The sequence below is a fragment of the Chryseobacterium sp. JUb7 genome, assembly GCF_024806495.1.
Lineage (GTDB): Bacteria > Bacteroidota > Bacteroidia > Flavobacteriales > Weeksellaceae > Chryseobacterium.
In genome coordinates, this window is sequence record NZ_JANUFF010000001.1 from 305,226 (window position 1) to 328,761 (window position 23,536).

General features: G+C 35.9%; 22 protein-coding genes. 11 read left to right on the forward strand and 11 right to left on the reverse strand.

All coding sequences use genetic code 11. The features are described from left to right. Nucleotides 1-38: 38 nt before the first annotated feature. Together M2373_RS01420 and M2373_RS01425 are read right to left on the reverse strand one after the other, a co-directional pair. Nucleotides 39-788, reverse strand: coding sequence for a DeoR/GlpR family DNA-binding transcription regulator (locus tag M2373_RS01420; RefSeq protein ID WP_259106671.1), 750 nt, complete (start codon nucleotides 786-788; stop codon nucleotides 39-41). Nucleotides 789-793: 5 nt separating this feature from the next. Then, entirely contained in the window at nucleotides 794-1,963 is a 1,170-nt protein-coding gene (locus M2373_RS01425; RefSeq protein WP_259106673.1) for an MFS transporter, read from the reverse strand. A 67-nt stretch (nucleotides 1,964-2,030) separates the two neighbouring features. Between M2373_RS01425 and M2373_RS01430 the strand changes: the two genes are divergently transcribed. Beyond that, the gene (locus tag M2373_RS01430; RefSeq protein WP_259106676.1) at nucleotides 2,031-2,423 is read left to right on the forward strand and encodes a VOC family protein; all 393 of its coding nucleotides are present in this window, start codon (nucleotides 2,031-2,033) and stop codon (nucleotides 2,421-2,423) included. 54 nt (nucleotides 2,424-2,477) lie between these two features. Here the strand turns inward: M2373_RS01430 and M2373_RS01435 are convergent, their stop codons facing one another. From M2373_RS01435 to M2373_RS01445, 3 genes are all read right to left on the reverse strand, one after another. Then, a complete protein-coding gene (locus M2373_RS01435) occupies nucleotides 2,478-2,663 on the reverse strand; it encodes a bacteriocin-like protein (protein WP_259106678.1) in 186 nt (61 codons plus the stop codon). 158 nt (nucleotides 2,664-2,821) lie between these two features. Beyond that, entirely contained in the window at nucleotides 2,822-3,964 is a 1,143-nt protein-coding gene (locus M2373_RS01440; protein WP_409013172.1) for an FAD-dependent oxidoreductase, read from the reverse strand. Between the two features lie 38 nt (nucleotides 3,965-4,002). Continuing rightward, nucleotides 4,003-4,833 (reverse strand): helix-turn-helix domain-containing protein, encoded by an 831-nt coding sequence (locus tag M2373_RS01445; protein ID WP_259106680.1) that lies wholly within the window; start codon nucleotides 4,831-4,833, stop codon nucleotides 4,003-4,005. Between the two features lie 116 nt (nucleotides 4,834-4,949). Here M2373_RS01445 and M2373_RS01450 point away from each other — a divergent pair, with 116 nt between their 5' ends. Together M2373_RS01450 and M2373_RS01455 are read left to right on the forward strand one after the other, a co-directional pair. Further along, entirely contained in the window at nucleotides 4,950-5,753 is an 804-nt protein-coding gene (locus M2373_RS01450; RefSeq protein ID WP_259106682.1) for a Cof-type HAD-IIB family hydrolase, read from the forward strand. 138 nt (nucleotides 5,754-5,891) lie between these two features. Beyond that, entirely contained in the window at nucleotides 5,892-6,062 is a 171-nt protein-coding gene (locus M2373_RS01455) for a lmo0937 family membrane protein (RefSeq protein ID WP_259106684.1), read from the forward strand. 71 nt (nucleotides 6,063-6,133) lie between these two features. Here the strand turns inward: M2373_RS01455 and M2373_RS01460 are convergent, their stop codons facing one another. Next, the gene (locus M2373_RS01460) at nucleotides 6,134-7,123 is read right to left on the reverse strand and encodes an aldo/keto reductase (protein ID WP_259106686.1); all 990 of its coding nucleotides are present in this window, start codon (nucleotides 7,121-7,123) and stop codon (nucleotides 6,134-6,136) included. A gap of 144 nt (nucleotides 7,124-7,267) precedes the next feature. On the opposite strand from M2373_RS01460, the gene M2373_RS01465 reads away from it, so the two are divergent. The 4 genes from M2373_RS01465 (at nucleotide 7,268) to M2373_RS01480 (ending at nucleotide 12,677) form a co-directional block, all read left to right on the forward strand. Further along, the gene (locus tag M2373_RS01465; protein WP_259106688.1) at nucleotides 7,268-8,536 is read left to right on the forward strand and encodes an NAD(P)/FAD-dependent oxidoreductase; all 1,269 of its coding nucleotides are present in this window, start codon (nucleotides 7,268-7,270) and stop codon (nucleotides 8,534-8,536) included. 33 nt (nucleotides 8,537-8,569) lie between these two features. Next, entirely contained in the window at nucleotides 8,570-9,412 is an 843-nt protein-coding gene (locus M2373_RS01470) for an AraC family transcriptional regulator (RefSeq protein ID WP_259106690.1), read from the forward strand. Between the two features lie 83 nt (nucleotides 9,413-9,495). Further along, on the forward strand, nucleotides 9,496-10,695 hold the full coding sequence (locus M2373_RS01475) for an MFS transporter (RefSeq protein WP_259106692.1): 1,200 nt from the start codon (nucleotides 9,496-9,498) through the stop codon (nucleotides 10,693-10,695). A 137-nt stretch (nucleotides 10,696-10,832) separates the two neighbouring features. Continuing rightward, the gene (locus tag M2373_RS01480) at nucleotides 10,833-12,677 is read left to right on the forward strand and encodes a chloride channel protein (protein WP_259106694.1); all 1,845 of its coding nucleotides are present in this window, start codon (nucleotides 10,833-10,835) and stop codon (nucleotides 12,675-12,677) included. A gap of 74 nt (nucleotides 12,678-12,751) precedes the next feature. Here M2373_RS01480 and M2373_RS01485 read toward each other — a convergent pair whose 3' ends face one another. The 3 genes from M2373_RS01485 to M2373_RS01495 form a co-directional block, all read right to left on the reverse strand. Further along, nucleotides 12,752-13,696 carry an aldo/keto reductase gene (locus M2373_RS01485; protein WP_259106696.1) on the reverse strand — a complete coding sequence of 315 codons (945 nt, stop codon included), beginning with the start codon at nucleotides 13,694-13,696 and terminating at the stop codon, nucleotides 12,752-12,754. A gap of 162 nt (nucleotides 13,697-13,858) precedes the next feature. Beyond that, nucleotides 13,859-14,446, reverse strand: coding sequence for an NAD(P)H-binding protein (locus M2373_RS01490; RefSeq protein WP_259106699.1), 588 nt, complete (start codon nucleotides 14,444-14,446; stop codon nucleotides 13,859-13,861). Nucleotides 14,447-14,454: 8 nt separating this feature from the next. After that, entirely contained in the window at nucleotides 14,455-15,438 is a 984-nt protein-coding gene (locus M2373_RS01495) for an aldo/keto reductase (protein WP_259106701.1), read from the reverse strand. A 223-nt stretch (nucleotides 15,439-15,661) separates the two neighbouring features. On the opposite strand from M2373_RS01495, the gene M2373_RS01500 reads away from it, so the two are divergent. After that, nucleotides 15,662-16,558, forward strand: a complete 897-nt coding sequence (locus M2373_RS01500) for an AraC family transcriptional regulator (RefSeq protein WP_259106703.1) — start codon at nucleotides 15,662-15,664, stop codon at nucleotides 16,556-16,558. Nucleotides 16,559-16,782: 224 nt separating this feature from the next. Here M2373_RS01500 and M2373_RS01505 read toward each other — a convergent pair whose 3' ends face one another. Then, on the reverse strand, nucleotides 16,783-17,700 hold the full coding sequence (locus M2373_RS01505; protein WP_259106705.1) for a DUF3078 domain-containing protein: 918 nt from the start codon (nucleotides 17,698-17,700) through the stop codon (nucleotides 16,783-16,785). Nucleotides 17,701-18,036: 336 nt separating this feature from the next. Between M2373_RS01505 and M2373_RS01510 the strand changes: the two genes are divergently transcribed. Then, nucleotides 18,037-18,321, forward strand: coding sequence for a hypothetical protein (locus M2373_RS01510; RefSeq protein ID WP_259106707.1), 285 nt, complete (start codon nucleotides 18,037-18,039; stop codon nucleotides 18,319-18,321). A gap of 212 nt (nucleotides 18,322-18,533) precedes the next feature. Here M2373_RS01510 and M2373_RS01515 read toward each other — a convergent pair whose 3' ends face one another. Further along, nucleotides 18,534-19,241 carry a DUF421 domain-containing protein gene (locus M2373_RS01515; protein ID WP_259106709.1) on the reverse strand — a complete coding sequence of 236 codons (708 nt, stop codon included), beginning with the start codon at nucleotides 19,239-19,241 and terminating at the stop codon, nucleotides 18,534-18,536. Between the two features lie 386 nt (nucleotides 19,242-19,627). Between M2373_RS01515 and M2373_RS01520 the strand changes: the two genes are divergently transcribed. Continuing rightward, nucleotides 19,628-20,836 (forward strand): MFS transporter, encoded by a 1,209-nt coding sequence (locus M2373_RS01520; RefSeq protein ID WP_259106711.1) that lies wholly within the window; start codon nucleotides 19,628-19,630, stop codon nucleotides 20,834-20,836. 409 nt (nucleotides 20,837-21,245) lie between these two features. Continuing rightward, nucleotides 21,246-23,477, forward strand: a complete 2,232-nt coding sequence (locus tag M2373_RS01525) for a TonB-dependent receptor (protein ID WP_259106713.1) — start codon at nucleotides 21,246-21,248, stop codon at nucleotides 23,475-23,477. Nucleotides 23,478-23,536 lie beyond the last annotated feature (59 nt).

The window sequence follows — 23,536 nt, forward strand, 5'->3', positions numbered from 1 at the left end:
AGATTGAATTTTGAAGAAATTTTGAATTGGTATGAAAATTAAATGATCTGAACACCAATATTTCTGAAAGACTCCAATTCAGGATTGTTGGCCGCTAAATCTGTGATCAGTGTATCGATATTCTCTATAGTACAAACTTTAAAAGATTCTGCACGGCGCAGCTTATTTTCACTGGCTAAAGCAATTATTTTTTTTGAAGATTCAGACATTGCTTTCTTGGTTTCACCATCGGAGATCGATGTAGCAGAGATCCCAAAATGTACGTCTACAGCACAGGTTCCCATAATGAAAAGATCTGCAATGTATTTTGAAACTTCCTGACAGGTTGTAATACCCGTTGTGACAGCCAAATCATGGTGATAGGTTCCTCCCAGCATCACCAGTTCTACATTCTGAAACCTGGTCATCACCGGAATCAATGAATAATTATTGGTAATAATCCTCAATTTAATGTCAAGAGGCATACAGCTGGCCACGGCACAGATCGTTGTTCCTCCGTCCATAAAAATTGTCATTCCATCTTTAATAAAGGGCTGGGTTTTTAAGGCAATAATATCTTTTTCCTTTGCCGAAAATGATTGTCTGTCCTGAAAAGAAAGTGGATCTTTTTCTCGCTGTATAGCGCCTCCACGGACCTTTGAAAGCAGTCCGTTCCGATGAAGGAGATCTATATCTCTTCGTATGGTATCTTCAGAAACTTTAAGAATGAAGGCTAATTCTTCAAATTTTACCTTGCTTTTTTCTTCTAAATGCTTTAAAATGATCTCAAAACGTTCTTCTTTTAACATAAAAATTATTTTCTGAATGTATAAATAACAGCTACGACAATAAACAACAAAGCTATGCTTTCGAAAGCAACCGTCAAAGAAAAATGATGCGCAATAAATCCTAATAAAGCAGGTCCTGCGAGCTGTCCAGCATATCCCATCGTTGTAATGGCTGGTATACTTACTGTAGGTGATACGCCTGAAATCCGCCCTCCTTCACTGAAAAATACTGGAACGATATTGGCGGCACCCATTCCCAATAAAATAAAACCTAATAAATACAATGGAATCCACGGACTGAAAATCAGAATGAGGATTCCCACTGCCGCAATGATACTGCCTCCTATTACAATAATTTTACTGTTTAATTTACTGATTAAAGAATCTCCGGTAAGTCTCATTACTGCCATTGCCACTGAAAAAGCAGCATACCCGATTCCTGCCAACTCAGCGTCTACATCTTTGGTATCTCTCAAAAATACTGCACTCCAGTCCAGCATTGCTCCTTCAGAAAGGAAAACTATAAAGCACATTAAACCTAATATCAATATCGTTGAATTAAGCCATTCAAAGCGATTGTTAGCTGATTTTTTCTCGTCTACATGAGAAAATTTAAGGATAATTTCCCGTTCTGCTTCGTAAGTAAAAAGGTTTTTAAACTGGATGATCAACAGAAGAATAAGTAAAACAGAAATACTTATGGCTGCAACAATAGGTTCCAAGCCAATTTTCATTAAGAACCCTAATCCCAAAGATCCGAATAACCCACCCACACTGAATAAACCGTGTAATGAAGACATGATAGGTTTGTCATATATATTCTGGACCTGCACCCCATGAGCATTCATCGCAACATCTACGGTTCCTATTCCACATCCGAAGGCAAAAAGAGCAGCTGCCATCAGATAAATATTGGAAATTACCAGCAGCCATGGCAGTAATAAGGCAGTTGCTAATACGCTCACCGCAATTACTTTCCGGCTTCCCATTTTTCGAATAAAAATTCCTGAAAGCGGCATCATCGTTAATGCTCCACCTCCAAGAAATAATAAAAGTAAACCTAAATCTGCTTCATTAAGCTGTAGCCTGTCTTTTGCTAAAGGAACGATAGGTGCCCAGCTTGCTATTCCGAGCCCGCAGACTAAAAATATAAACTGGGTTGCTCTTTTGGCTTGTACGATTTGTTGTTGATTCATTCTTTAAATTTTATTTTGCAATATTATGCATTTTTGCATAATATTGCAAAATAAAATTTAATTCAAAATGAAAATTGAACATTTAGCTTTGTGGTGTAATAATTTAGAATTGATCAAGACATTTTATATCAGTTATTTTAATATGAAATGCAATGAAAAATATGTGAACCGCGAGAAACATTTCGCATCTTATTTTTTAAGTTTTGAAAATGATTCTTCTGCAAGACTTGAAATTATGCAGCGGTCGGATATTACCGAAAATAACAATCTCCGCGGATTATTGATGGGTTTTGCCCATCTTGCATTTTCTGTAGGGAGTAAGGAGAAGGTGAATTCATTAACAGAAAAATTGAGAAAAGATGGTTACACTGTCGTTGGAGAACCAAGAACTACCGGAGATGGTTATTATGAAAGCATTATAGAAGATCCCGAAGGAAACTGGATTGAAATAACGGAATAATGAATCAATATAAAACTGCCTCTTAGAGGCAGTTTTTAAGTATTTTGTATTAAACTAGCATGTACTGTTACAAGGAAGTATTTTAATTTGTACAACACCATTAACGGTGCACTGTACATTACATACTGCTAAATCCAAAAGTTGAATTATTTCATCTGTATAGCTGAAAACATTTCCGATTAAATCTCCTCCTGAGATTTTCTTCAATTCTTTTCTGTTTAATTTTTTTAAATTCTTCATGATAATAATTTTACATGGTTAATGTTTTATAAAGATATAAATAATTAAACAATATTTTATTTTTATTTTAAATAATTAATATCAATTGTTAAATAAATTATTATTTATTATAATAAAAACAATTTTGATAAAAATACCATTCCCTTGCTAATTAATATTTATTGATGCATAAACTGTTTAAAAGAAAAATCAGGGTCATGCATTTCTATTTCATTTTCACTGGATTGTTGCTGAGCTTCTCTGGCATACTGGAACATTCTCCGCTCATAATCAGAAATGGCTGCTTCCAATGTCTCAAAGTCTCCATCAATAAGATTTTCTGATAAATATAAGGCGTCCAGCAGCCCTGTATTGACGCCCTGACCAGCAAAAGGAGGCATTAAATGAGCCGCATCTCCAATCAGAGTGACGGGCAAAGGACGATTCATTTTCCAGGGATGGCTCAACGGAAGCTTTCTTGTGGGTAGTCCGACAAAGAATGTGGTTGCACAGAATAATTTCTGATAGACTTCATCCCAGGCAGAAAGCCTGTCAACGAGAAAACTTTTAATTTCCTCAGGATTTCCAAAATTCAATTTATTGCCTGAGTTCCAATCTTCAGGTGTTTTAAAAATTAGCCCATAGCTTAATGCTCCGTTATTAAAAGGATTCGCAACTAGTAAATTACCATTATAGGCAGTCATCAGCCTTTTGCCGTCGCATAATTGATAAAACTCCGCACAATTAATTTCAGGCTCCGGTACATCTCCCTGAATAATAAATGTGCCGGTTTCTTCAATTAACGTATCGGTCACATAATTTCTGGCTTTGGACATTCCTCCGTTGGCAACAATAACAAAATCTGCTGTTTCATCCGATTGAAGATCAAAACTCAAAAGCCATTTTCCGTTATCTTCATTGAGTGATTCGAGTTTTCTGTCCCAAACAACAGTGTCCTTCTGAAGACTGTTGATCAGGATTTTTCTTAAATCGTTTCGGTTGATCTCAGGATTATCATATTGGTTTTCGGAAGTAATTTCTGTTGTAGACTGTATTTTCCCGCTTTTATCGGCCATATTTACTCCCATTGGCAGGGCAGTTTTATAATACTCTTCAAGCAATCCGGCTTTTTGCAGAGCTTTCTGTCCGGAATCTTTGTGTAAATCCAAAGTACCGCCCCAGATTCTGGCATAAGGATCTTTATCCCTTTCATAGACAGTTACTTCTACTCCGTTTTGCTGTGATAACTTTGCCATCGTTAACCCTACAGGTCCGGCTCCGATAATAGCGACTTTTTTATTTTTCAGTAGTTTGTTCATCATTTTAAATTAATGACGCAAAATTCCAAAATATAAAAGTCTTAGGATTGTACAAATACGACAAAATCATGATCAGGAATCTGTTCTTTCTTTGCTTTTCGCGCGAAAGATGAAGGTGTTGTACCCGTATATTTTTTGAATTCCTTACTGAGATGTGCCTGATCTGCATAGCCCAATTCGACAGCCAGTTCTGCAAGATGAGTCGTCGGATAAGACCAAAGTCTGTTACGGACCTGCTCAAAACGCATTAAACTGGCGACATCTTTAACGGTATGTCCGGACGACTGTTTAAACTTTCTTTCTAAAGTACGAACCGTTGAATGTGCTGCATCGGCAATTTGATGAACAGGAATGGCTCCGTTGGCTTTTCTCATTGCAATTCCTGCTTTATAGAGCATACTGTCGGAAGGAATCTGGGATCGGATATTCAGGAAATATGCTTTTATGTGATTTATCGCCTCTTCAGTTTTACACTGATCAAGCAGTTTATTTAATGTGGATTGAAGCCCAGCAATCGGATGTTCAAAAATATGAACTCCATTCTTATTGGATGTGAGGCCCAGCAAGTCGAAGACAACCCATGGAAAACATCGTACAGCAAGAATTTGTAAACGTCCTTTTGTATGAAAATGAATGGGCTGATTTAACAAACCGACAAGAAAAGGTGATGGTAACTTCAGTAGATTTCCTTGATCTGAAATGCTGCAGCCAATTCCAAAATGAAAAATAATTTCAGCATAACCATCAGGAATCACTTCAAAACTGGTTTCTTTTTCTCCGAAATCCGTGTCGTTGTACCAAAAACACTTGATGATATCGCTTAACTCTTCGGGAGGCTCAAATTCTTGATGGATATTTTTGACAGGCTTCATTATTTATATTTTCTTTAATCAAATTTAATAATTTTATAAATGCTTAAACCATTAATCAAAACAAATAATGTCGTATTTTTGTAGATACAAATTCAAATATTTTTATACTCCAAATCATGACTCACACAGACAATTCCCCTGTAATTATTAAAGCTGTATTTTTTGATATCGATGGAACACTCATCAGTTTTAAGACCAATAAAATTCCTGAATCTACGCAGAATTCAATCAAAAAACTTCGTGAAAAAGGCATTAAAGTAATTGTGGCAACAGGACGTTCCATTAATACACTGGCTCATATTTCTCATATAGAGTTTGATGGTTTTATTACATTCAACGGAGGCTATTGCGCCACTACTGACGGCAAAATTTTATCTAAAAATACAATTGATCCGAATGATATCAAAGGTTTGATCAATTATGCTGAAAATTCTCCTTTAAGTTATTCATTAATGTATGAAGACAAGGTAGAAATTAATGATGCTACTCCTGAAGTGGTCGGTATGTATGCGCATGTTAACCTTCCGGTTCCGCCGGTTCATGATAAAGAAAATATTGATTATCAAAATGTTCTTCAGGCAAATATTTTTCTTCGACCAGAGGTTGAAGATGAGTTTATGAAAACGGTAATGCCAAATTCTATAGCCTCAAGATGGACTCCTCTTTTTGCGGATGTAAATCCAAGCGGAATCAGCAAACAAATCGGAATTGAAATTTTTTGTGACCACTTTGGAATCGATGTTTCCGAGACCATGGCTTTTGGAGACGGAGGAAATGATATTACCATGCTGAAGTTCACAAAAATTGGGATTGCAATGGGTAATGCCAATGAAAATGTAAAAGAAATATCCGATTATATTACTGAAGAGGTGGATAATGATGGAATTGAAAAGGCTTTAATTTATTTTAAACTTATTTAATTAAAATCTGACTACCAGAGTTTTAAATATTAAAAACATTAACCAATTTGCTTTTTGTGGTATTTATTTTAAATATAATTTTAGAATAAAGGCATGATATATGCTATTATCTAATAAATCACTTAAAATATTACCGTTATGAGAAGTATATTATGGTTAGTCGCAGTCATCTGCATTGTCGTTTGGCTATTAGGAATGCTGAACATCGTACCAGGAATCAGTACAGGTTACTTAGTTCATGTTTTATTGGTTATTGCCATTATTGTAATTTTATATAATATTATTACAGGCAGAAAGCCATTAGATTAAAGTTATAATAGTATATTAAAAAAATAAACCACTGCACGAGCAGTGGTTTTGTTATTTTAAAGGGTTCTTATTTATTGCGGAATCTGCGCCTTTTCATAAATAAGACCTTCATATTTCAGCTCTTTCCAAAAATCCAAAGGAATGTCTGTGTTTAACGCATTTACATTTCCCTGCACCTGCTGAGGTTTGCTTGCTCCCGGAATTATTGATGCGAATTCATCTGCTGCCAACACAAACTGTAAAGCTGCATCTACAATATCAATATTATATTTCTTTGCTATTGCCGTTATTTTATCACGCTTTTCAGTCATTCCTTTTGGGATGACATCTTTATAATTATAGCGCGGTCTTCCATTGATGAATCCTGAATTATATCCTGCTCCGGAAACAAGTCTTACACCGGCTTTTTTTACGGCAGGAAGCAATCGGTCTACAGCATCTTCATGTTCTAAAATAGAATATTGGGTTGCTGAGAGACAAATATCGGGATCCGCAGCTTCCAGACAGTCCAAAATAGGTTCTATTTTATTAACACCCATTCCCCAGGCTTTAATAATGCCCTGATCTCTCAGTTCAGAAAGAATTTTGAACGCTCCTTCTTTTGCCTGTTTCAAAAAATAAGGATATCGGTCACCAACCTGATCTTCTGATAAATCATGAATATAAACGATATCAATATAACTCAGACCACTTCTTTCAAGACTGTCTTCAATAGATTTTTTTATGGCATCGGAAGTATAATTATGTTCAAAATCGTAATGAAGCGGAGCTTTCCACATCGTTGGCGGAACTTCAGATTCAGGAACTTCTTTAAATAATCGACCCACTTTTGTAGAAAATACAAATTCATCTCTGTTTTGATTTTTAAGAAATTTCCCGAATCTCCTCTCACTTTTTGTCAGTCCATACCAGGGAGAAGTATCATAATATCTTATTCCCAGATCCCAGGCCTTTTGCAGAACTTCATATGATTCTTCATCTGTAAGTTTTTCAAAAGCGGTTCCTATAGCTACACCGCCTAATCCAAGTTTGTGTTTTTCCGTTAAAATGTGTGATTTCATAAGAAAATATTTAGTGTTTGGTTGATTTTTGAGATGCAAACATCGTGCAGAGATTTATTGAATGTATGATTTAAACATTTATCAGGATTATATTTTTTGGTCTTATTATTGAAGTCTTTTAAGCTCTATTTCAATATGATCAATATGAAAAAGCACATTGTAATCGTAGGCGGAGGATTTGCGGGAATTAATCTTATAAAATCCTTAAAAAATGACAGCAGATTCAGTATAACACTGGTTGATAAAAACAATTATCACTTTTTTCCTCCACTCATTTATCAGGTTGCCACATCTTTTATTGAGGCTTCTAATATAAGTTATCCGTTCCGAAAACTTTTTTCCGGATATACGAATGTACATTTCTATATGGGAGAGCTAACGAAAATACATCCTGAAAACCATTCTATAGAAACAGATACCGGAAATATCAGTTATGATTATTTAGTCATTGCCCTTGGCACTGAATCCAATTTCTTTGGAATGGAAAACGTAAAACGCTGTGCACTGCCTATGAAAAATATAGAGGAAGCCCTTTATTTACGAAATTATATGCTCCTGAATCTGGAAGAGGCAGCCCGTAATAAAGATCCTCAAGAAGCAGAAAAGCTACAGAATATTGTAATCGCCGGTGGTGGTCCTACAGGTGTGGAACTTGCCGGTATGCTGGCAGAAATGGGACAGTTTATTGCAGAAAAAGAATATCCTGAAATAAAACACGGACTCTCAAATCTATATCTTATTGATGCTCTTCCTACCCTGCTTTCTCCTATGAGTAAAGTAGCACAGGAAACGGCATATAAAAAACTTGAAGAATTGGGTGTTAAAATTCTGCTGAATGTTTCCGTGAAAGATTATGTAGATGGGAAGGTATTATTGTCAGATGGTACATCAATTCAGACAGAAACACTGATCTGGACATCAGGCGTGATTGGCCGTGAAGTGCCGGGCATTCCTGAAGAAAGTGTTGGAAAAGGAAGAAGACTTCTGGTAGATGCTTATAACAAAGTATTTGGAACCGAAAATATTTTTGCTTTGGGAGACATTTCACTGCAGCTGACTGATGAAAAATTTCCTAAAGGTCACCCTCAGTTAGCACAAGTTGCCATACAGCACGGTAATAATGTCGGGCGCAACTTAAAACGGATTGAAGAAGGAAAAGAACAGATCCCTTTCAGATATGATGATAAAGGAAGTATGGCCATCATTTCCAAATTCAATGCCGTGGTAGATCTTCCGAAGTTTTCATTTAAAGGCTTTTTAGCATGGCTGACTTGGCTTTTCATTCATATTATTCCATTAGTAAGTTTTGGGAATAAAGTACGTCTGGCTGTAGAATGGTTCAGGTTATTCATCACCAACAATCCATCGATCAGATTAATTCTTTTGCCTAAAAAAAATACAGATCAAGAGTGATTTAATTTTTAAATTTACACTTTACAAATTCCGATGGCAAAAAGAAAAATTGAATTGCACATAGATGAGCTTAAATCGGTAGGTATCGACATAAGACCGCTCAGCTGGCTGGATGAAACGGCCGAAATTCCCCATCGCGATGATCATTACATGTTTATTGTTCAGAAAAAAGGAGAATTTCTTCTGGAAATCGATTTCCGGGAAGTTTTACTGTCGGATGCTGCAGTTTCCTATGTGGCTTCGGGGCAGGTTCACCGATATCTGAAGCAGAAAGACTGCGATGGCTGGTTTGTTTTTATAGAAACAGCTTTAGTCTCTAAAACATATCTTGAAATTTTTAATACTTATCTTAATTCCAATCAACTCGTTTCTGTTTCTGCTCAAAGTGAAATTTTTTCTTTAGTTCCGGTTTTTGAATCGGTTCTGAAAGGTCAAAGTGCTCCTTTTCAAAAAGAATTAACAGCATCACTGGCAGAGAGTCTCGTTGGATTGGTTGTCCGGGATTTGGCACAAACCCATCATTCGGAAAAACTGATTGGCGGAAAAAAACATAAAACTTTAATTGAGTTCAAACAACTCATCCAGACTCATTATAAAAATTCCAAACAGGTACAAGAATATGCTTCTTTACTGAATATCACTCCTCTTTATCTTAATGAACTTATCAAAGAGCTGACTGGTTTTTCGGCCAGTTACTGGATCCATCAGGAAATTATCCTGGAAGCACAGCGTCTTTTATATTATACAGATCTAGATATTAAAGAGATTGCTTTTGAGCTGGGTTTTGAGGATCACGCTTATTTTTCCAGATTCTTTAAGAAACATACAGCAGTAACAGCTTCTCATTTTAGAAATAAAAAACCATTATTTATCTAATTATAACCTTATAACAGCCATCGTTTAAGTGCTTTTACAGATCTACTTTTGCATCATTAAAATATTTTTACAAAATAGATACAATGAAAAGTACAAAAGTAGTCGCTGCAAACGGAGCGGTTCAAAGAGAAAAAACTGCAAAAATACTGGTTCCAATTGTTATTTCTGTATTTGCGGTTTATTTAACGATTGGAATGTCACTGGGCGTTTTACCTTCGTTTATAAAAAATGATCTTCAATTCGGAAGCCTTATTATTGGGGGTGTAATTGGACTGCAGTCGCTGGCCACCCTGCTTACCAGAGCGTATGCCGGCAAAATTACCGATACTTTGGGGGCAAAAATCAGCAACCATCGTGGAGTTATTATGGTTTTCGTTGCCGGATTATTCTATATTTCAGTAGTTTATCTGGGAAGTTTTCCTGTGATCGCTTTAGTATTGCTTATTATTTCACGGATTATTCACGGAATTTCTGAAAGCATGTTGGTTACAGGCACATTAACCTGGGGAATTGGCCTGTTGGGGGCCCGGAATTCAGGAAAGGTAATGACGTGGAACGGTATTGCAATGTATGCCGGAATAGCAGTTGGAGCCCCTTTAAGTATTTGGATGGTACATCATTTGGGAACATTAGCTCCTTTTCTGGGAATTATCGTATTATCAGTTATCAGTTGGGCATCTACCGTTAAGCTTCCCACACTGGAAGTGGATGCGGCACACGTACGAACTCCATTTTATAAGGTGATCGGTAAGGTTTCTGATCAGGGACTGGCACTGGCTTTTTCATCAATGGGATTTGCATGCATCGCTTCTTTTATTGCGTTACTGTTTGCCGAAAAAAATTGGGGAGATACTTCGCTTGGATTCCTATGTTTCGGAGGATTTTATATCTTGACCCGATTGTTTTTTTCCTCTTTTCCGGATAAATTCGGAGGCTATAAGGTAGCGCTGGTTTCTTTTTTAATTGAGATCGTGGGGCAGCTTTGTATTGGTTTTTCTTCTTCCGGTACAATGGCAATTATTGGCTGTGCTTTAACGGGAATCGGTTTTTCTTTGGTTTTTCCGGCACTGGGAGTTTTAGCGATAAAGAAAGTAACACCGCAGATGAGAGGGACTGCATTGGGAGCCTACTCTGCTTTTTTTGACCTGTCACTGGGATTGGCAGGACCTGTTGCAGGCATTATTGCGGGATATTTCAATTATCAGTCGATCTATTTATTTGGAGCAGTGAGTTGTATTCTGGCAGTTCTGATTTTATTAAAGCAAAAAAATAAAAATCACTAAAATACTGTTAAATAATTATTTAATCGCTATTTTAACAGGATGTACCGTTGTGTGTATCCTGTTTTTTATTATATATTTCATACATTTACAAAAGCATCATTTATCACATGAATATAGAATACAAATCTTAAAAACAAGTGAACATTCATCATAAAAGAAAGTTTCTGAGCTTTCTGAAATTCAAAAGAGACTTTCAAAAATATGGCCTTGAAAAAGCTCGCAGCTATGAGCTTATTCTGCATTGGCTGAACAGCAGGCTTAGCCGAAATCAATTTCTTGTTCTTTCGGGAATTATTGTGGGCTGTACGGCCGGTTTGGCGGGTGTTTTACTTAAAACTATCGTTCATACGATCCATTATTTCATCACCAACAAAGTTCATTTTGAGTATCAGATTTTATTTTACATTATATTTCCGTTTTTAGGAATTGTACTGACGACGACTGTAGTTCTGACCTTGTTTAAAGGACAGGATAAGAAAGGAATCGGAGCGATTCTTTATGAAATTGCCCAAAATTCCAGTGTGGTTTCTTCTGTTAAAATGTATTCCCAAATGGTGCAGAGTGCCATTACTGTTGGTCTTGGAGGTTCTGCAGGTCTGGAAAGCCCGATTGCCGTGACGGGGGCAGCTATTGGCTCTAATTATGCCCAGACCTACCGGCTAAGCTATAAAGAAAGGACCTTACTGCTGGCAGCCGGTGCTACAGCGGGTATTGCGTCTGCTTTTAATGCTCCGATTGCGGGAATTATGTTTGCATTCGAAATTTTACTGACGGGTGTTGTTTTTACAGATTTCATTCCATTGGTGGTGGCAGCAGTTTGTGGCAGTCTTTTGTCCAGAGTTTTGTTGCAGGAAGATGTTTTATTCAGATTTTATACGCGTGAAGCTTTTAATTATAAAAATGTTCCCTACTATCTTGTTTTAGGAGTTGTAACAGGCTTGTATGCGAGATATTTTGTAATCATTTCTCAGAAAGTAGAGCATTTTATGAAGAGCCTCAATATGTCGCGTCTTCGTAAAGCCATGTTTGGCGGGGCAGTTTTATCTTTTTTATGTGTGCTTTTTCCACCCTTATTTGGAGAAGGTTATGATACGGTAAAAGCTTTCACCAATGGAAATACTTTATCTATTATCGAAAACAGTCTGTTCAGATATTTTGAAGTAAAAGAGTGGACCATCATCATATTTCTTATATTAATTTGCCTGTTAAAGGCTTTTGCGACTTCTTTTACTATTTTCAGTGGCGGAAATGGCGGAAACTTTGCTCCATCTCTCTTTGCAGGAGGAACAGTCGGGTTTTTATTTGCAGTAATTTGTCAGCATCTTGGTTTTAAAGAAGTCCCGGTTACCAATCTTGTATTGGTAGGAATGGCCGGTGCAATGAGTGGAGTTTTGTACGCACCGCTTACCGCTATATTTTTGATTGCCGAATCCAGTTTCGGATATGATCTTTTTATTCCGTTAATGATTGTTTCGGTGATGTCTTACCTTATTGCCAAATGGTTCTCTCCTATTTCTCCGGAGCTGAAATCTCTGGCAGATCAGGGTAAAATTTTCACCAATAAGCATGATAAGAACCTTTTATCTTCATTAAATACAAAAAACTTCATTGATTTTAATTCTCAGATGATCAATGAAAATGCTCCTATTGATGAACTTTTTAATGCTGTAAAGAATGGGGATAAAAATATTTTCGCAGTCGTTAATGATTTTAAAGTACTGAGAGGAGTACTTACATTGGATGATATCCGGCCTTATTTATTTAATGAAAATAAAAATGAGTTGAGTATCATTCAATTGATGAAAGCCCCTTTAGCCATTATTAAATCTGAAAATAAGCCTTTGGAAATTCTACAGATTTTTGATGATACCGGAGTTTGGGATTTACCGGTGGTCGATGAAAACAACACGTTTGTAGGATTCGTATCAAAATCAACAATATTAATGAGTTACAGACAGTTATTGAAAGACTATTCAGATTAATCTGACTTAAAAAATAAAAAGCCGTTCAAAAATACATTGAACGGCTTCTCTTTTTCACTTTTTATAGAATTTATTTACTTGCTTGCATTATTTAAAAGATCAAGATCTTCTTGGGTTAATTTAATTTTCGGTGCTTCAAATAAAGTCTCAAGCTGTGATTTACTGGTTGCACTTACAATAGGTGCCGTGATCAGCGGATTTGCCAATAACCAGGCTAAAGCTACAGAAGCCTGTTTTGTGTTGTGTTTTGCACTTATTTCGTCTAATGCCTTTAAAACCTCCAGCCCTTTAGCATTTAAGTATTTTTTCACTCCTTCTCCTCGCTGGCTTTGACTGAAGTCTGATTCGCTGCGGTATTTTCCGGTCAGAAATCCAGCGGCCAAAGACCAGTATGGGAATGCACTCAGATTATATTTTTCAACTAAAGAGGCATAATCTTTCTCAAATTTTTCTCTTTCCAGCAAATTATAGTGAGGCTGCAATGCTACATATTTTGGAAGATTATTTTTTTCTGCTACATCAAACGATTCCTCCAAACGCTCAGGTGAGAGATTAGAGGCAGCAATATATCGTACCTTTCCTGCTTTTATAATTTCATCATAAGCTGATAAGGTTTCTTCTACGGGTGTCGTATTATCATCAAAATGAGTATAATAAATATCAATATGATCGGTCTGAAGCCTTTGTAAAGATTCATCAACAGATTTTAAAATATGCTTCTTGCTAATATCAAAACCATGCTCTTTTGTTTCAGAACCTACTTTTGTAGCCACCACTAAACCATGTCTGTTGGCACGGCTTTTCATCCATTTTCCGATGATTTCTTCAGACTGTCCACCTTTTCCGTTCACCCACCATGAATAGGTATCTGCTGTGTCAATAAAATTAAAACCTCCGTCAATGAACTGGTCGAGAATTTCAAAAGATTGCTTCTCATCCAGTGTCCATCCGAACACATTTCCTCCAAAATTAATAGGTGCAATTGATAAATCGGTGTTTTTTATTTTCCTTTTTTCCATAAGAATAATGTGAAATTAGAATTTATTTATAATGGACAAGGTAAGGAATATTGAGTAGGCTTAATGGTTTAATCCGTTTATTTTATCTATTGATATTATTAAAAAAGACTAACCTTTTAAAGTCAGTCTTTTGATTTATTTATTATTTTAAACAGGATTATTTTATGCCCGTTCACGTACAGGCTTGCTGATTCCTAAGTTTTCATTAACATGTAAATTCGGATAATTCATCAGTTTTGACACAAAATCAGCAATACTTTTTCTGGAAATGGCTGAGCCGCTCTCCGGACTTCCTTTTATTGTGGTTTCGTAATCAATTTCATCAGCATGAGTAAACCAGTCGGGCCTCAAAATAGTATAGTCAAGTCCTGAATTTTCAATAATATCAGCCAGTTTTCGGTAAGGAACCAGCACAGGTCTCAACGGGACAGTATAAATTCCGATCGAGCTGATGGCGATGATACGCTTCACTTTTTCTTCCCGCATCGCTTTTACAATATTATTTCCCATGATCTGAAGATCTCCATCGAGATTTATATACACAATATCCTGATTTTTTACGGCATTTTTCACTTCTTTATAATTCAGGGCATCACCTTCAATCACTTCACAACGATCTGAAAGGTCTTTTGAAAGCCTGTTTTTGTTTCTCACAAATAAAGTGAGCTGTATGTTTTCTAAAGGTTTTACCGCTTCGATCACATATTGGGCAAGGCTCCCGGTGGCCCCCATAATAAGTATTTTTTTCATTTAAAATTTTATTTTCCTACTCTTTCCTGAAGATGCTGTGGATATCTTGCTCCTAAAATTGTTATCTTCGAAGCCATTTCTTCTATTTGAAGCAAATCTTCCTGAGTCAGTTCGATATTTGTGGCTCCGATGTTTTCCTGCAGACGGTGGATTTTAGTAGTTCCCGGAATAGGGGCAATAAAAGGTTTCTGAGCCAGTAACCAGGCAAGTGCAATTTGAGCCGGAGTTGCTTCCTTAATCTGCGCAATATCCTGAAGCAGGTCTACCAATGCCTGATTGGCCTTTCTGTTTTCTTCTGAAAATCTTGGAACAATGTTTCTGAAGTCATCTTTGTCAAATTTTGTCTGATCATTAATAGAGCCAGTTAAAAAACCTTTTCCCAGTGGGCTGAATGGCACAAAACCAATTCCCAGTTCTTCCAGAGCAGGAATGATTTCTTTTTCAGGCTCACGGTAAAACAAAGAGTATTCACTTTGTAAAGCGGCAACCGGGTGGATAGCGTGAGCTTTTCTGATCGTTTCAACACCAGCTTCAGATAATCCCCAATGTCTTATTTTTCCTTCTTTGATCAGATCCTGAATAGTTCCGGCAACATCTTCAATCGGAACATTGGGGTCTACTCTGTGCTGATAAAATAAATCAATATAATCAGTTTGTAAAAACCGCAATGAATTTTCTGCAACCTGACGAATTCTTTCCGGACGGCTGTCTAAACCTTTAGTAGCATCACCATCCTGAAACCCGAATTTTGTAGCAATAACCACTTTATCGCGGAATGGCTGCACTGCTTTTCCCACCAGCGATTCATTTCCGCCCTGACTATAAGCTTCGGCAGTATCAAAAAACGTGATTCCTGAATCGTAAGCATTTCTGATTAAGTTAACAGCTTCTTTTTCATCTGTGGCAGGACCATATCCAAAGGTCAATCCCATACATCCCAATCCTAATTCTGAAACTTCTAATCCCTGATTTCCTAATATTCTTGTTTTCATATTTAAATTTTTTATGATGAATCGGAGCCATGTGTAATCTGTAAAGTAAATTAAAGTTCATATGATAACATCTTACTCATTCTCACACTGCAAATTTCAGAAGATAAAATAAGGATGGGTTTATACAGATTACTGTATTTGTTACCAAAATTACAGATCCGGATTTGATCATGATTTTCAGCACCTTATAATGTGTAACTTTGTGATTGTAAATTGGCAGATAATGGAAAAGATTGCAAAAATAGACAGTGTAGACATTTATAATAAATTGCGTGGAGTGGAAACGTTACATCCTTTAATCAGTATTATTGATATGTCTAAAGCGAAAGCAATGCCTGCTCAGACATTGAATTTTGGAGTTTATGCTGTTTTTTTGAAAGAGCTGAAATGTGGCGAATTGAAATATGGCAGAAATTATTATGATTATCAGGAAGGGACACTTGTTTTTATCTCTCCGGGGCAAGTAGTCGGTGTACAGCCGAATGTTACAAAGTTTGAACCGAAAGGATGGGGTCTTATTTTCCATGCTGACCTGATCAAGGGGACTCTGCTTGGAAAACACATCCAGGAATATTCTTTCTTTTCTTATGAATCTCACGAAGCACTCCATCTTTCGGAGAAGGAGCGACAGATTGTGATGGACTGTTTTGAAAAAATTCAGGAAGAGCTGAAACAGAATGTTGATAAGCACAGCAAAACCCTGATCGCTTCTAATTTAGAATTGTTTCTGAATTATTGCACCCGCTTTTACGATCGTCAGTTTATTACAAGAGATAATGTCAATAAAGATATATTGGTACGTTTTGAAAACCTTTTAAGTGAATATTTTTCTTCAGATAAACCTCAGACCATCGGATTGCCTTCTGTTGCGTGGTGTGCAGAAGAAATGAGCTTGTCGGCCAATTATTTTGGAGATTTAATAAAAAAAGAAACCGGAATATCGCCTCAGGAATATATTCAGTCTGCCGTGATCAACATAGCGAAGGACAAAATTTTTGATATTGATCTTTCCATCAGTGAGATTGCCTATAATTTAGGTTTTAAATATCCACAGCATTTTACGAGACTCTTCAAGAAAAAAGTCGGTATGTCTCCTATGGAATATCGAAATATAAACTGATAAAAATAGACTAGTTTTAAAAATCAGTCTATTTCAACCCGTTATGTATTTTAATTTGTTTTCGTTACTTCGAGTAGATTTTTGAAAAAAAATCGTATCGAGAAGTTTGTCATTTTGAAGATGAATCTTTTCTTGATCTATTTTTTCTTCACTTTGTTACAAAAAACACTCAACCCGACGAATCTAATCCCAAAATTTCGCAAAATGCACAACGGGTTATATCATTATTTTTTCAGCCAGGATTGATTATGTTTATTCTCAGATCGCTTGTTTCCGTTGTCAATATTGTAGGCAAAACCTACTCCGAGAGTCTGTTTAAGCTGAGTTCTGCGGATCTGGTTATGATCATACAAAAGATCCAGAGTGATGTTGGTGGAAATAAATTTATTGATCTTCATATTTAAAATTCCACCATAGGCTAGGACTAGTCTTTCGGGATGATCCAGATAATTAGAAAATACTGACCCTGTATTGGTAAGGGTAATATTATCCATAATTTTAAGCTTATACATGGCAGTTCCCAGAAAACCAAACTGGAATAAAGAAGAATCGCCGTCATTTTTTAAACCGTAACTTCCTGCGTACTGAAGTTCATCATCCAGTACAAATGTTACTCTGGCATTGGCTGGTCGTAAGGTAACCGTAAGTTTATCATGAGGTCGATAAGTAACACCTACTCCTGCATTAAGATAGCCGGGAGCCATAAAGTTTGATATTTTTTTGGCTTCAGGATTGTTCCCGTCCTCATATCCGGGAGCAAACTGCGTCTGTAGCCCTACACCACCGGAAATATACCAATGCTTCACAAATTCTCTACCATAATTGGTGGAAACATTAATAACATCCTGTGTTTTTCTGGTTCCTACTCCTTTGGTATTGTTTTGTCCGTAACCTAGAATGATAATATTTTCCCACAGGTCTTTTCCTTTTTCATAAGTCATATTATAATTGACTCCCGCAAGCCAGCCAACATTATTGGCTCCACCGCCAACCCAGTTGGAAAAAGCAGCCTGATTAAGCATCAGCGTATTTTGTCCCTGAATACTCCAGGCCTTTACAGTATCAGTTACCGGTGTATTATTTTCCTGTGCAAAGGCATACATTCCCAAAAAAACGGAAATGGGTAATAAAATTTTCTTCATATTGTTAAGATTTGATACCACAAAAATATAAATATAATTTCTGTTAAAAAATATTAAATGAACTTAAAGTAACTTAAAATTGAGATATTTTTTTATTAAAAATACAATTTGAAATATTTTTTAAAGGTAATCTATTTATAAAGTTTACTAATCTGAATATTTTTTTGAAAAATATAGATTTCTGGTTTTTATTTTCATATTTCTTCATAAAAAAGCGATGATAATTTTTATATTTTCAGCTAAAAAATATTATTTTTTCTAATTTCCATTCTGTTCAAGAATAATCAATTTTATAAACAATAGTTGTTACGGTCTGAATTTTGCTGCTTTTTAAGTATGAAAACGACGAAAGATATACCCGAAATTTCTGGAAAGAAAGTCGTAACCTCTTATGGCATTTTTCCTGCTATTCTCCGAAATGTTTCTTCGGTAGTAGGCTTTTTAAAGAATAATGACCCTGAGAAAAACAGGATATACGATTCTTCAGAAAGGAATATTGAATCTGACACTGACCCGGAACCTCAAAACGTTCAAAAAGCATTAAAATATGCAGCCATAGGCTGTTTAGGATTAATTGCTTTGGGGCTTTTTACTTCTTCGAGAAGTATAAACGCGGGATAAGAATAACCAATACAATAAAAAACGATGCGGATATATTATCCGCATTTTTGCGCTAAAAACTGAAGCAAATTAAACATTTATTATATTGATTTTATAAATTATTATCATGTATTATGTTTTACATAATGATAATTTGTTATATTTGCGGATCGAAATAATTTTTTTTCATCATTTGTGTTTTTTTAGGCTCCTTCGGGAGCCTTTTTCATTTTTTATGTAACCCTTTTTTTATTGCTTGCGGGAATCCATTCTTCTTTGTTACACTTTCTGCATTTATCGGCTTTTCCTGTCTTTTTTTCCTCAGTATGTCCACAAAACGTACATGAATAATATCCGTTATTATCGATATATTTTGAGGCATTGGTTAAGGAGTCCGGCATAATAGGCAGTCCGTATTTTACATTTTCATTTTCATAAAAAAATACACTTATTTCTCCGGAAATCTCCTCTATTGCTTTTTCTATTTGGCCTAAATGTGAAACACCTTTCAATCTTAATTCTGCAAAAAACTCATCACTCCCAAGATTTTCTTTTTTAAAATTGTCTATTGAAAACTCCCCTTCTTCTACCAGACAAATTGATTTTCCCTCTACCAGTTTTTCAAATACTTTACTCTTACCGATACAATACGTTACTATTGTATATAAAAGAATGATTACAATAAAAACAATAATAGACGAAACAATTCCCACATCTTTATTAAACATGGGGTCTCCTGCAGCCGAACCCAGACCAATGATAACTACCAGCTCGAAAATTGAAAGCTGCTTTACTCCTCTTTTTCCTAAAATTCTCAGCCCAATAATAATGGCTAAAAACATAATTGCCGTACGCAAAATGATTTCCAGAATGAATGACCATTCTTCATGTCCCATCAGCAATTCTTTCCAATCGATTTTTAATAGAAAAACGGATATCATATAATGTATTTAAAGCATGAAATTCAAAAAATAAGCCAATAAGCATGAATTTTTTAACTTCAGCATGCCCTGTTTATTTTCAAAAAAATAAACATTTGAAAATAAATCAAATATTCGTGATTTGTATTGCTTGTTTTTGTAAATTTAAACTATGTAAATCTTTAATAATTAAAAGATTAAAATTCAGTCTCAATTCTAGTATATACAGAAAACATTATTTTTATTTGAAATCATAGATTAAATGTGAGAATCCCCAATCTTTTTTGGGGATCCTTATTTTAAAATAAGTCTTTTCCAAATCTATTATTTTGTCGTTTCAGATTAAATTTTTGTCAAAATTAAATAAATTAACAAGCTTAATTTTGCTTGAAAAATAATTTCAAGTTATGATAAAGGACGAATCGAAGAAAAAAACTCCTTATATTTTATTGATCATCAATATATTGGTTGTCATTTTAGTCTCCTGTAACCTGCGGTCGCCCATTATTTCCGTAGCGCCTGTTTTAAGTGATATACGGGAAGCTTTAGGACTTGATAATTTTCAAAGCAGCCTACTGACGTCTATTCCGTTGTTTATGTTTGCTAGCTGTTCGGTACTGGTGAGCCGGTTTTCAAATAAAGTAAGTATCAATCGGTTTCTTCTTTATTCGGTTATTATTTTAAGTTTCGGACTGTTTTTACGCGTTCTGGGATCAGTGTACACGTTATTTTTAGGATCAGTTTTTATCGGATTGGGGATTTGTATCGGGAATGTTATTACTCCGGGATATGTAAAAAGTAATTTCCCAAAACAAATAGGTTTGATGACCGGTATTTTTGCTGTTGCCATGAATCTTACAGCAGCTTTGGCATCCGGATTCAGTGTCAGCATCAGTAAATGGTCTGGTTACGGATGGCGGGGGTCATTAGGGATCTGGCTGGTGATTGCTTTACTGGCTTTTATTGTGATCGTTATTGAAATAATATTTAATAAAAAGAGAGCTTCTGTCCAGATCAATGCTGTAGAGGCAGTATCAAATTTTAATATGTTTAAATCTGCTCAGGCCTGGAACATCAGTGCTTTTATGGGCTTGCAGTCATTGTTTTATTATTGTCTGGTAACCTGGCTTCCTGCTGTACTTACGGATTTTCATATGCAGAATACTGATACGGGATGGGTTCTTTTTGTTATTCAGATGACGATGATCCCGGTGACTTTCTGTTGTCCGATTATTGCCAGTAAAATGAAAAATCAGAAATTAATGGTCGTTTTTATTTGTGCATTAATGCTGATCAGTACTTTAATGTTTGCCTGGATGGGCGCACACTGGATTTATTTTAATGCAATACTGATAGGACTTTCCAACGGCTTATCTTTCAGCCTTTCTATATTGTTCTTTTCTTTGAGAACGAAATCAACGGCACACGCGATTAAAATTTCAGGGATGGCACAGTCGGTCGGCTATATGATCGCGGCATTCGGACCTCCCGTTTTTGGAAAATTGCACGATTGGGATATTTCATGGAAATGTTCTTTTTATTTTTTGAGCTTTTCTGTGATTTTAATGTTTTATTTCGGCATGAAAGCGGCTCGAAATAAGCATGTTGAAGATTAAAATAACAACTCACATAAAATTACTTAATCCTCTGTTTACAAAGAGGATTTTTTTGTTTTTCAATCATGATTTAAATCGATATATTTTTTGTGAAAAAGATAAAATAACCAGGCTTACTTTCATTTTTGGGGATTTCCAAAGCGATTTTTTTCTTCTTTTTGATCCTGAAATTAATCCGTCAGTGTTATTTTTTTGTTAATTTTCATGAACTATCCCAACTTGATTTTATCAATTTGAGACAGCCTTTTTTTATTAACAGTAATAGGTTAATCGATTGCATTTGCTTATTAACAAAGGGTTAATTATCGTTAAATTCACTTTAAATTGACTTATATGATAAAAATCATGATGAGATTTATTTAAAGATTCATTTATATTTGAACTCATTATTTTTAATTATTCTAAATAAATGAAAAAGCAATATGCACTTTCAATTTTAATGCTGACATCTTTAGCATCTACTCTATCCGCTCAGACTGAACAGGACAGTACCAAAACAAACCGTATCAGTGAAATTATTATGGTTTCTTCACGTTCTCCGAAGCAGATCAGCGATATTCCGGGAACAGTTTGGGTCATCAGTGATCAGGAACTTCAGAGCCAGATCAGAGGGGGCGCAGGATTGAAAGAAGTGTTGGGAAATATGATTCCGGGGTTTGACTTTGGAAATCAGGGGCGAACCAATTATGCCCAAAATATGCGTGGCAGAAATGTTCTGGTGATGATCAATGGGATTTCTCTGAACAGTACCAGAGCGACAAGCCGGCAATTTGATGCCATTGATCCTTTTAATATCGGAAGAATCGAGGTTCTGTCAGGTGCTTCTTCCATTTACGGAGGAGATTCTACAGGAGGAATCATCAATATCATCACAAAAAAACCGAAGTCCAATAAGTTGGCTTTTGAAACATCGGTGGGCTTAAAGTCAGGGTTTCACAAAGATGATTTAGATAAAAGAATTGCCCAATCCATCGAAGGCGGAAATGATAAAGTGAAATTCAGACTGGGAGCTGCTTTTACTCAAAATGAAGGCGCTTTTGATGCCAAGGGAAATCAGATTATTACCGATGTGAAGCAGGCAGACTTTCAATATAACCGATCGATTGATCTATTAGGTGGAATCAGCGCAAAATTAGCTACAAATCAAGATTTAAATGTTGATTTACAGTATTATAATTCAAAAGTCAGAAATAAAAAATGGCTTTCGTTTGGACAGAATTTTGTAGGATTCACAACAAAAAATCCAGACTTAATCAATGTTTTAGACGGTGCAGATTCGGATGTTGTTCCAAGAACAGAACGTTTTATGGCCAATCTTCAGTACAATGCGCGAAATATCTGGGGCGGACAAAACCTTATTTTACAGGCATACGGGAGGCGTGAAGAAGTGGATTTTGGGGCCTCTTTCGCAGAAGTTCCTAAACCTCCTGCAGGAATTGTGCTTCCCGTTTTCCTTTCTTCGGCAAGAGGAAATACGAATGCGTACGGAGCAAAACTGGTCTTAAATAAAAAATGGAATTCCTTCAATTTTACCTATGGAATAGATGGTGATCTTGAAAATTTCACAGGCGATCAGGCTATTTTTAATCCTCAGATCAGTGCTGAATCAGGGGGACTGATAAATCGTACAGATACTTTTGTAGGAAGATATCCGGACACGAAAACTTCTACACTTGCCGGTTTTATTCAGGCAGATTGGAATATTACTGATAAATTAACTCTTTCAGGAGGTGTGCGTCAGCAGTTTATCAATGTCAAACTGGATGATTTCGTTGGGTTTAAAGAACAGGTGTATATGCACTTCGGATACGGAAATTCTGCAGATGCTGTAACAGGCGGGAAAAATAATTACGATGTTACCCTGTTAAACGCGAGTTTGCTTTATAAATTTACTCCGTCCTGGCAGACATGGTTCAATTTTTCTCAGGGATTTGCGGTTCCTGATGCCGCAAAGTCGTATGGTTTCGGGAAATATCAACTGGATAACAACCGATGGAATTTGCTAAACAGCATGAATATCGCAGAACAGCCTTTAAGTGGAATCAAAACAGATCAGATGGAATTGGGTTTCAGACATAACAGGACTTCTGATTCAGGATTCTATGCTCAGGGATCAGTATTTTATGCGCTTTCCAATAAAACATTAAAAATTGACAACGCAGCTTTTACCATTTCTTTATTAGATCAAAAATTAAGAAACTACGGTTTTGAAGGGGCTTTAGGCTATAGATTCGCTCAGGGATTAGAATTGGGAGGAAATGTTTTATTAATGGAATCTGAAACCGAAACAGTAGATAAAGGCTGGCAAAATCAATCGGTTTACACCACCAATCCATCAAAATTTATGGTGTATACAGGCTGGAACGCCAAACAGTTTTCATTAAGACTTCAAATGCAGAATTCTATGAATTATACTGATTTGGCAGATATGAAAATCTCGGGATATACCCTATTCGATTTAGTGGGAGATGTTAAATTGAACAAAGGAACCATTAATTTCGGAGTACAGAATATCTTTAACAAACAATACACGACTATTTGGGGACAACGCTCTGTATTTTTCTACGGAGCACCTCAAAAAGCCTTTGCTTATCAAGGGCGGGGAACTACATTTTCTGTAGGGTACACCATAACTTATTAATTATTTAAAATAAAAAATTGAAACATTTCGTCACTTCGAGTAGATTTTGAAAAAATCGT

Bases quoted from the DNA above. Each gene is read 5' to 3' on its own strand.
- M2373_RS01500 (WP_259106703.1), top strand. From the start codon at position 15,662: ATGGAAAAGATTGCAAAAATAGACAGTGTAGACATTTATAATAAATTG.
- M2373_RS01420 (WP_259106671.1), bottom strand. From the start codon at position 788: ATGTTAAAAGAAGAACGTTTTGAGATCATTTTAAAGCATTTAGAAGAA.
- M2373_RS01465 (WP_259106688.1), top strand. From the start codon at position 7,268: ATGAAAAAGCACATTGTAATCGTAGGCGGAGGATTTGCGGGAATTAAT.
- M2373_RS01475 (WP_259106692.1), top strand. From the start codon at position 9,496: ATGAAAAGTACAAAAGTAGTCGCTGCAAACGGAGCGGTTCAAAGAGAA.
- M2373_RS01445 (WP_259106680.1), bottom strand. From the start codon at position 4,833: ATGAAGCCTGTCAAAAATATCCATCAAGAATTTGAGCCTCCCGAAGAG.
- M2373_RS01460 (WP_259106686.1), bottom strand. From the start codon at position 7,123: ATGAAATCACACATTTTAACGGAAAAACACAAACTTGGATTAGGCGGT.
- M2373_RS01470 (WP_259106690.1), top strand. From the start codon at position 8,570: ATGGCAAAAAGAAAAATTGAATTGCACATAGATGAGCTTAAATCGGTA.
- M2373_RS01490 (WP_259106699.1), bottom strand. From the start codon at position 14,446: ATGAAAAAAATACTTATTATGGGGGCCACCGGGAGCCTTGCCCAATAT.
- M2373_RS01525 (WP_259106713.1), top strand. From the start codon at position 21,246: ATGAAAAAGCAATATGCACTTTCAATTTTAATGCTGACATCTTTAGCA.
- M2373_RS01450 (WP_259106682.1), top strand. From the start codon at position 4,950: ATGACTCACACAGACAATTCCCCTGTAATTATTAAAGCTGTATTTTTT.
- M2373_RS01520 (WP_259106711.1), top strand. From the start codon at position 19,628: ATGATAAAGGACGAATCGAAGAAAAAAACTCCTTATATTTTATTGATC.
- M2373_RS01440 (WP_409013172.1), bottom strand. From the start codon at position 3,964: ATGATGAACAAACTACTGAAAAATAAAAAAGTCGCTATTATCGGAGCC.
- M2373_RS01505 (WP_259106705.1), bottom strand. From the start codon at position 17,700: ATGAAGAAAATTTTATTACCCATTTCCGTTTTTTTGGGAATGTATGCC.
- M2373_RS01485 (WP_259106696.1), bottom strand. From the start codon at position 13,696: ATGGAAAAAAGGAAAATAAAAAACACCGATTTATCAATTGCACCTATT.
- M2373_RS01455 (WP_259106684.1), top strand. From the start codon at position 5,892: ATGAGAAGTATATTATGGTTAGTCGCAGTCATCTGCATTGTCGTTTGG.
- M2373_RS01495 (WP_259106701.1), bottom strand. From the start codon at position 15,438: ATGAAAACAAGAATATTAGGAAATCAGGGATTAGAAGTTTCAGAATTA.
- M2373_RS01425 (WP_259106673.1), bottom strand. From the start codon at position 1,963: ATGAATCAACAACAAATCGTACAAGCCAAAAGAGCAACCCAGTTTATA.
- M2373_RS01430 (WP_259106676.1), top strand. From the start codon at position 2,031: ATGAAAATTGAACATTTAGCTTTGTGGTGTAATAATTTAGAATTGATC.
- M2373_RS01435 (WP_259106678.1), bottom strand. From the start codon at position 2,663: ATGAAGAATTTAAAAAAATTAAACAGAAAAGAATTGAAGAAAATCTCA.
- M2373_RS01515 (WP_259106709.1), bottom strand. From the start codon at position 19,241: ATGATATCCGTTTTTCTATTAAAAATCGATTGGAAAGAATTGCTGATG.
- M2373_RS01510 (WP_259106707.1), top strand. From the start codon at position 18,037: ATGAAAACGACGAAAGATATACCCGAAATTTCTGGAAAGAAAGTCGTA.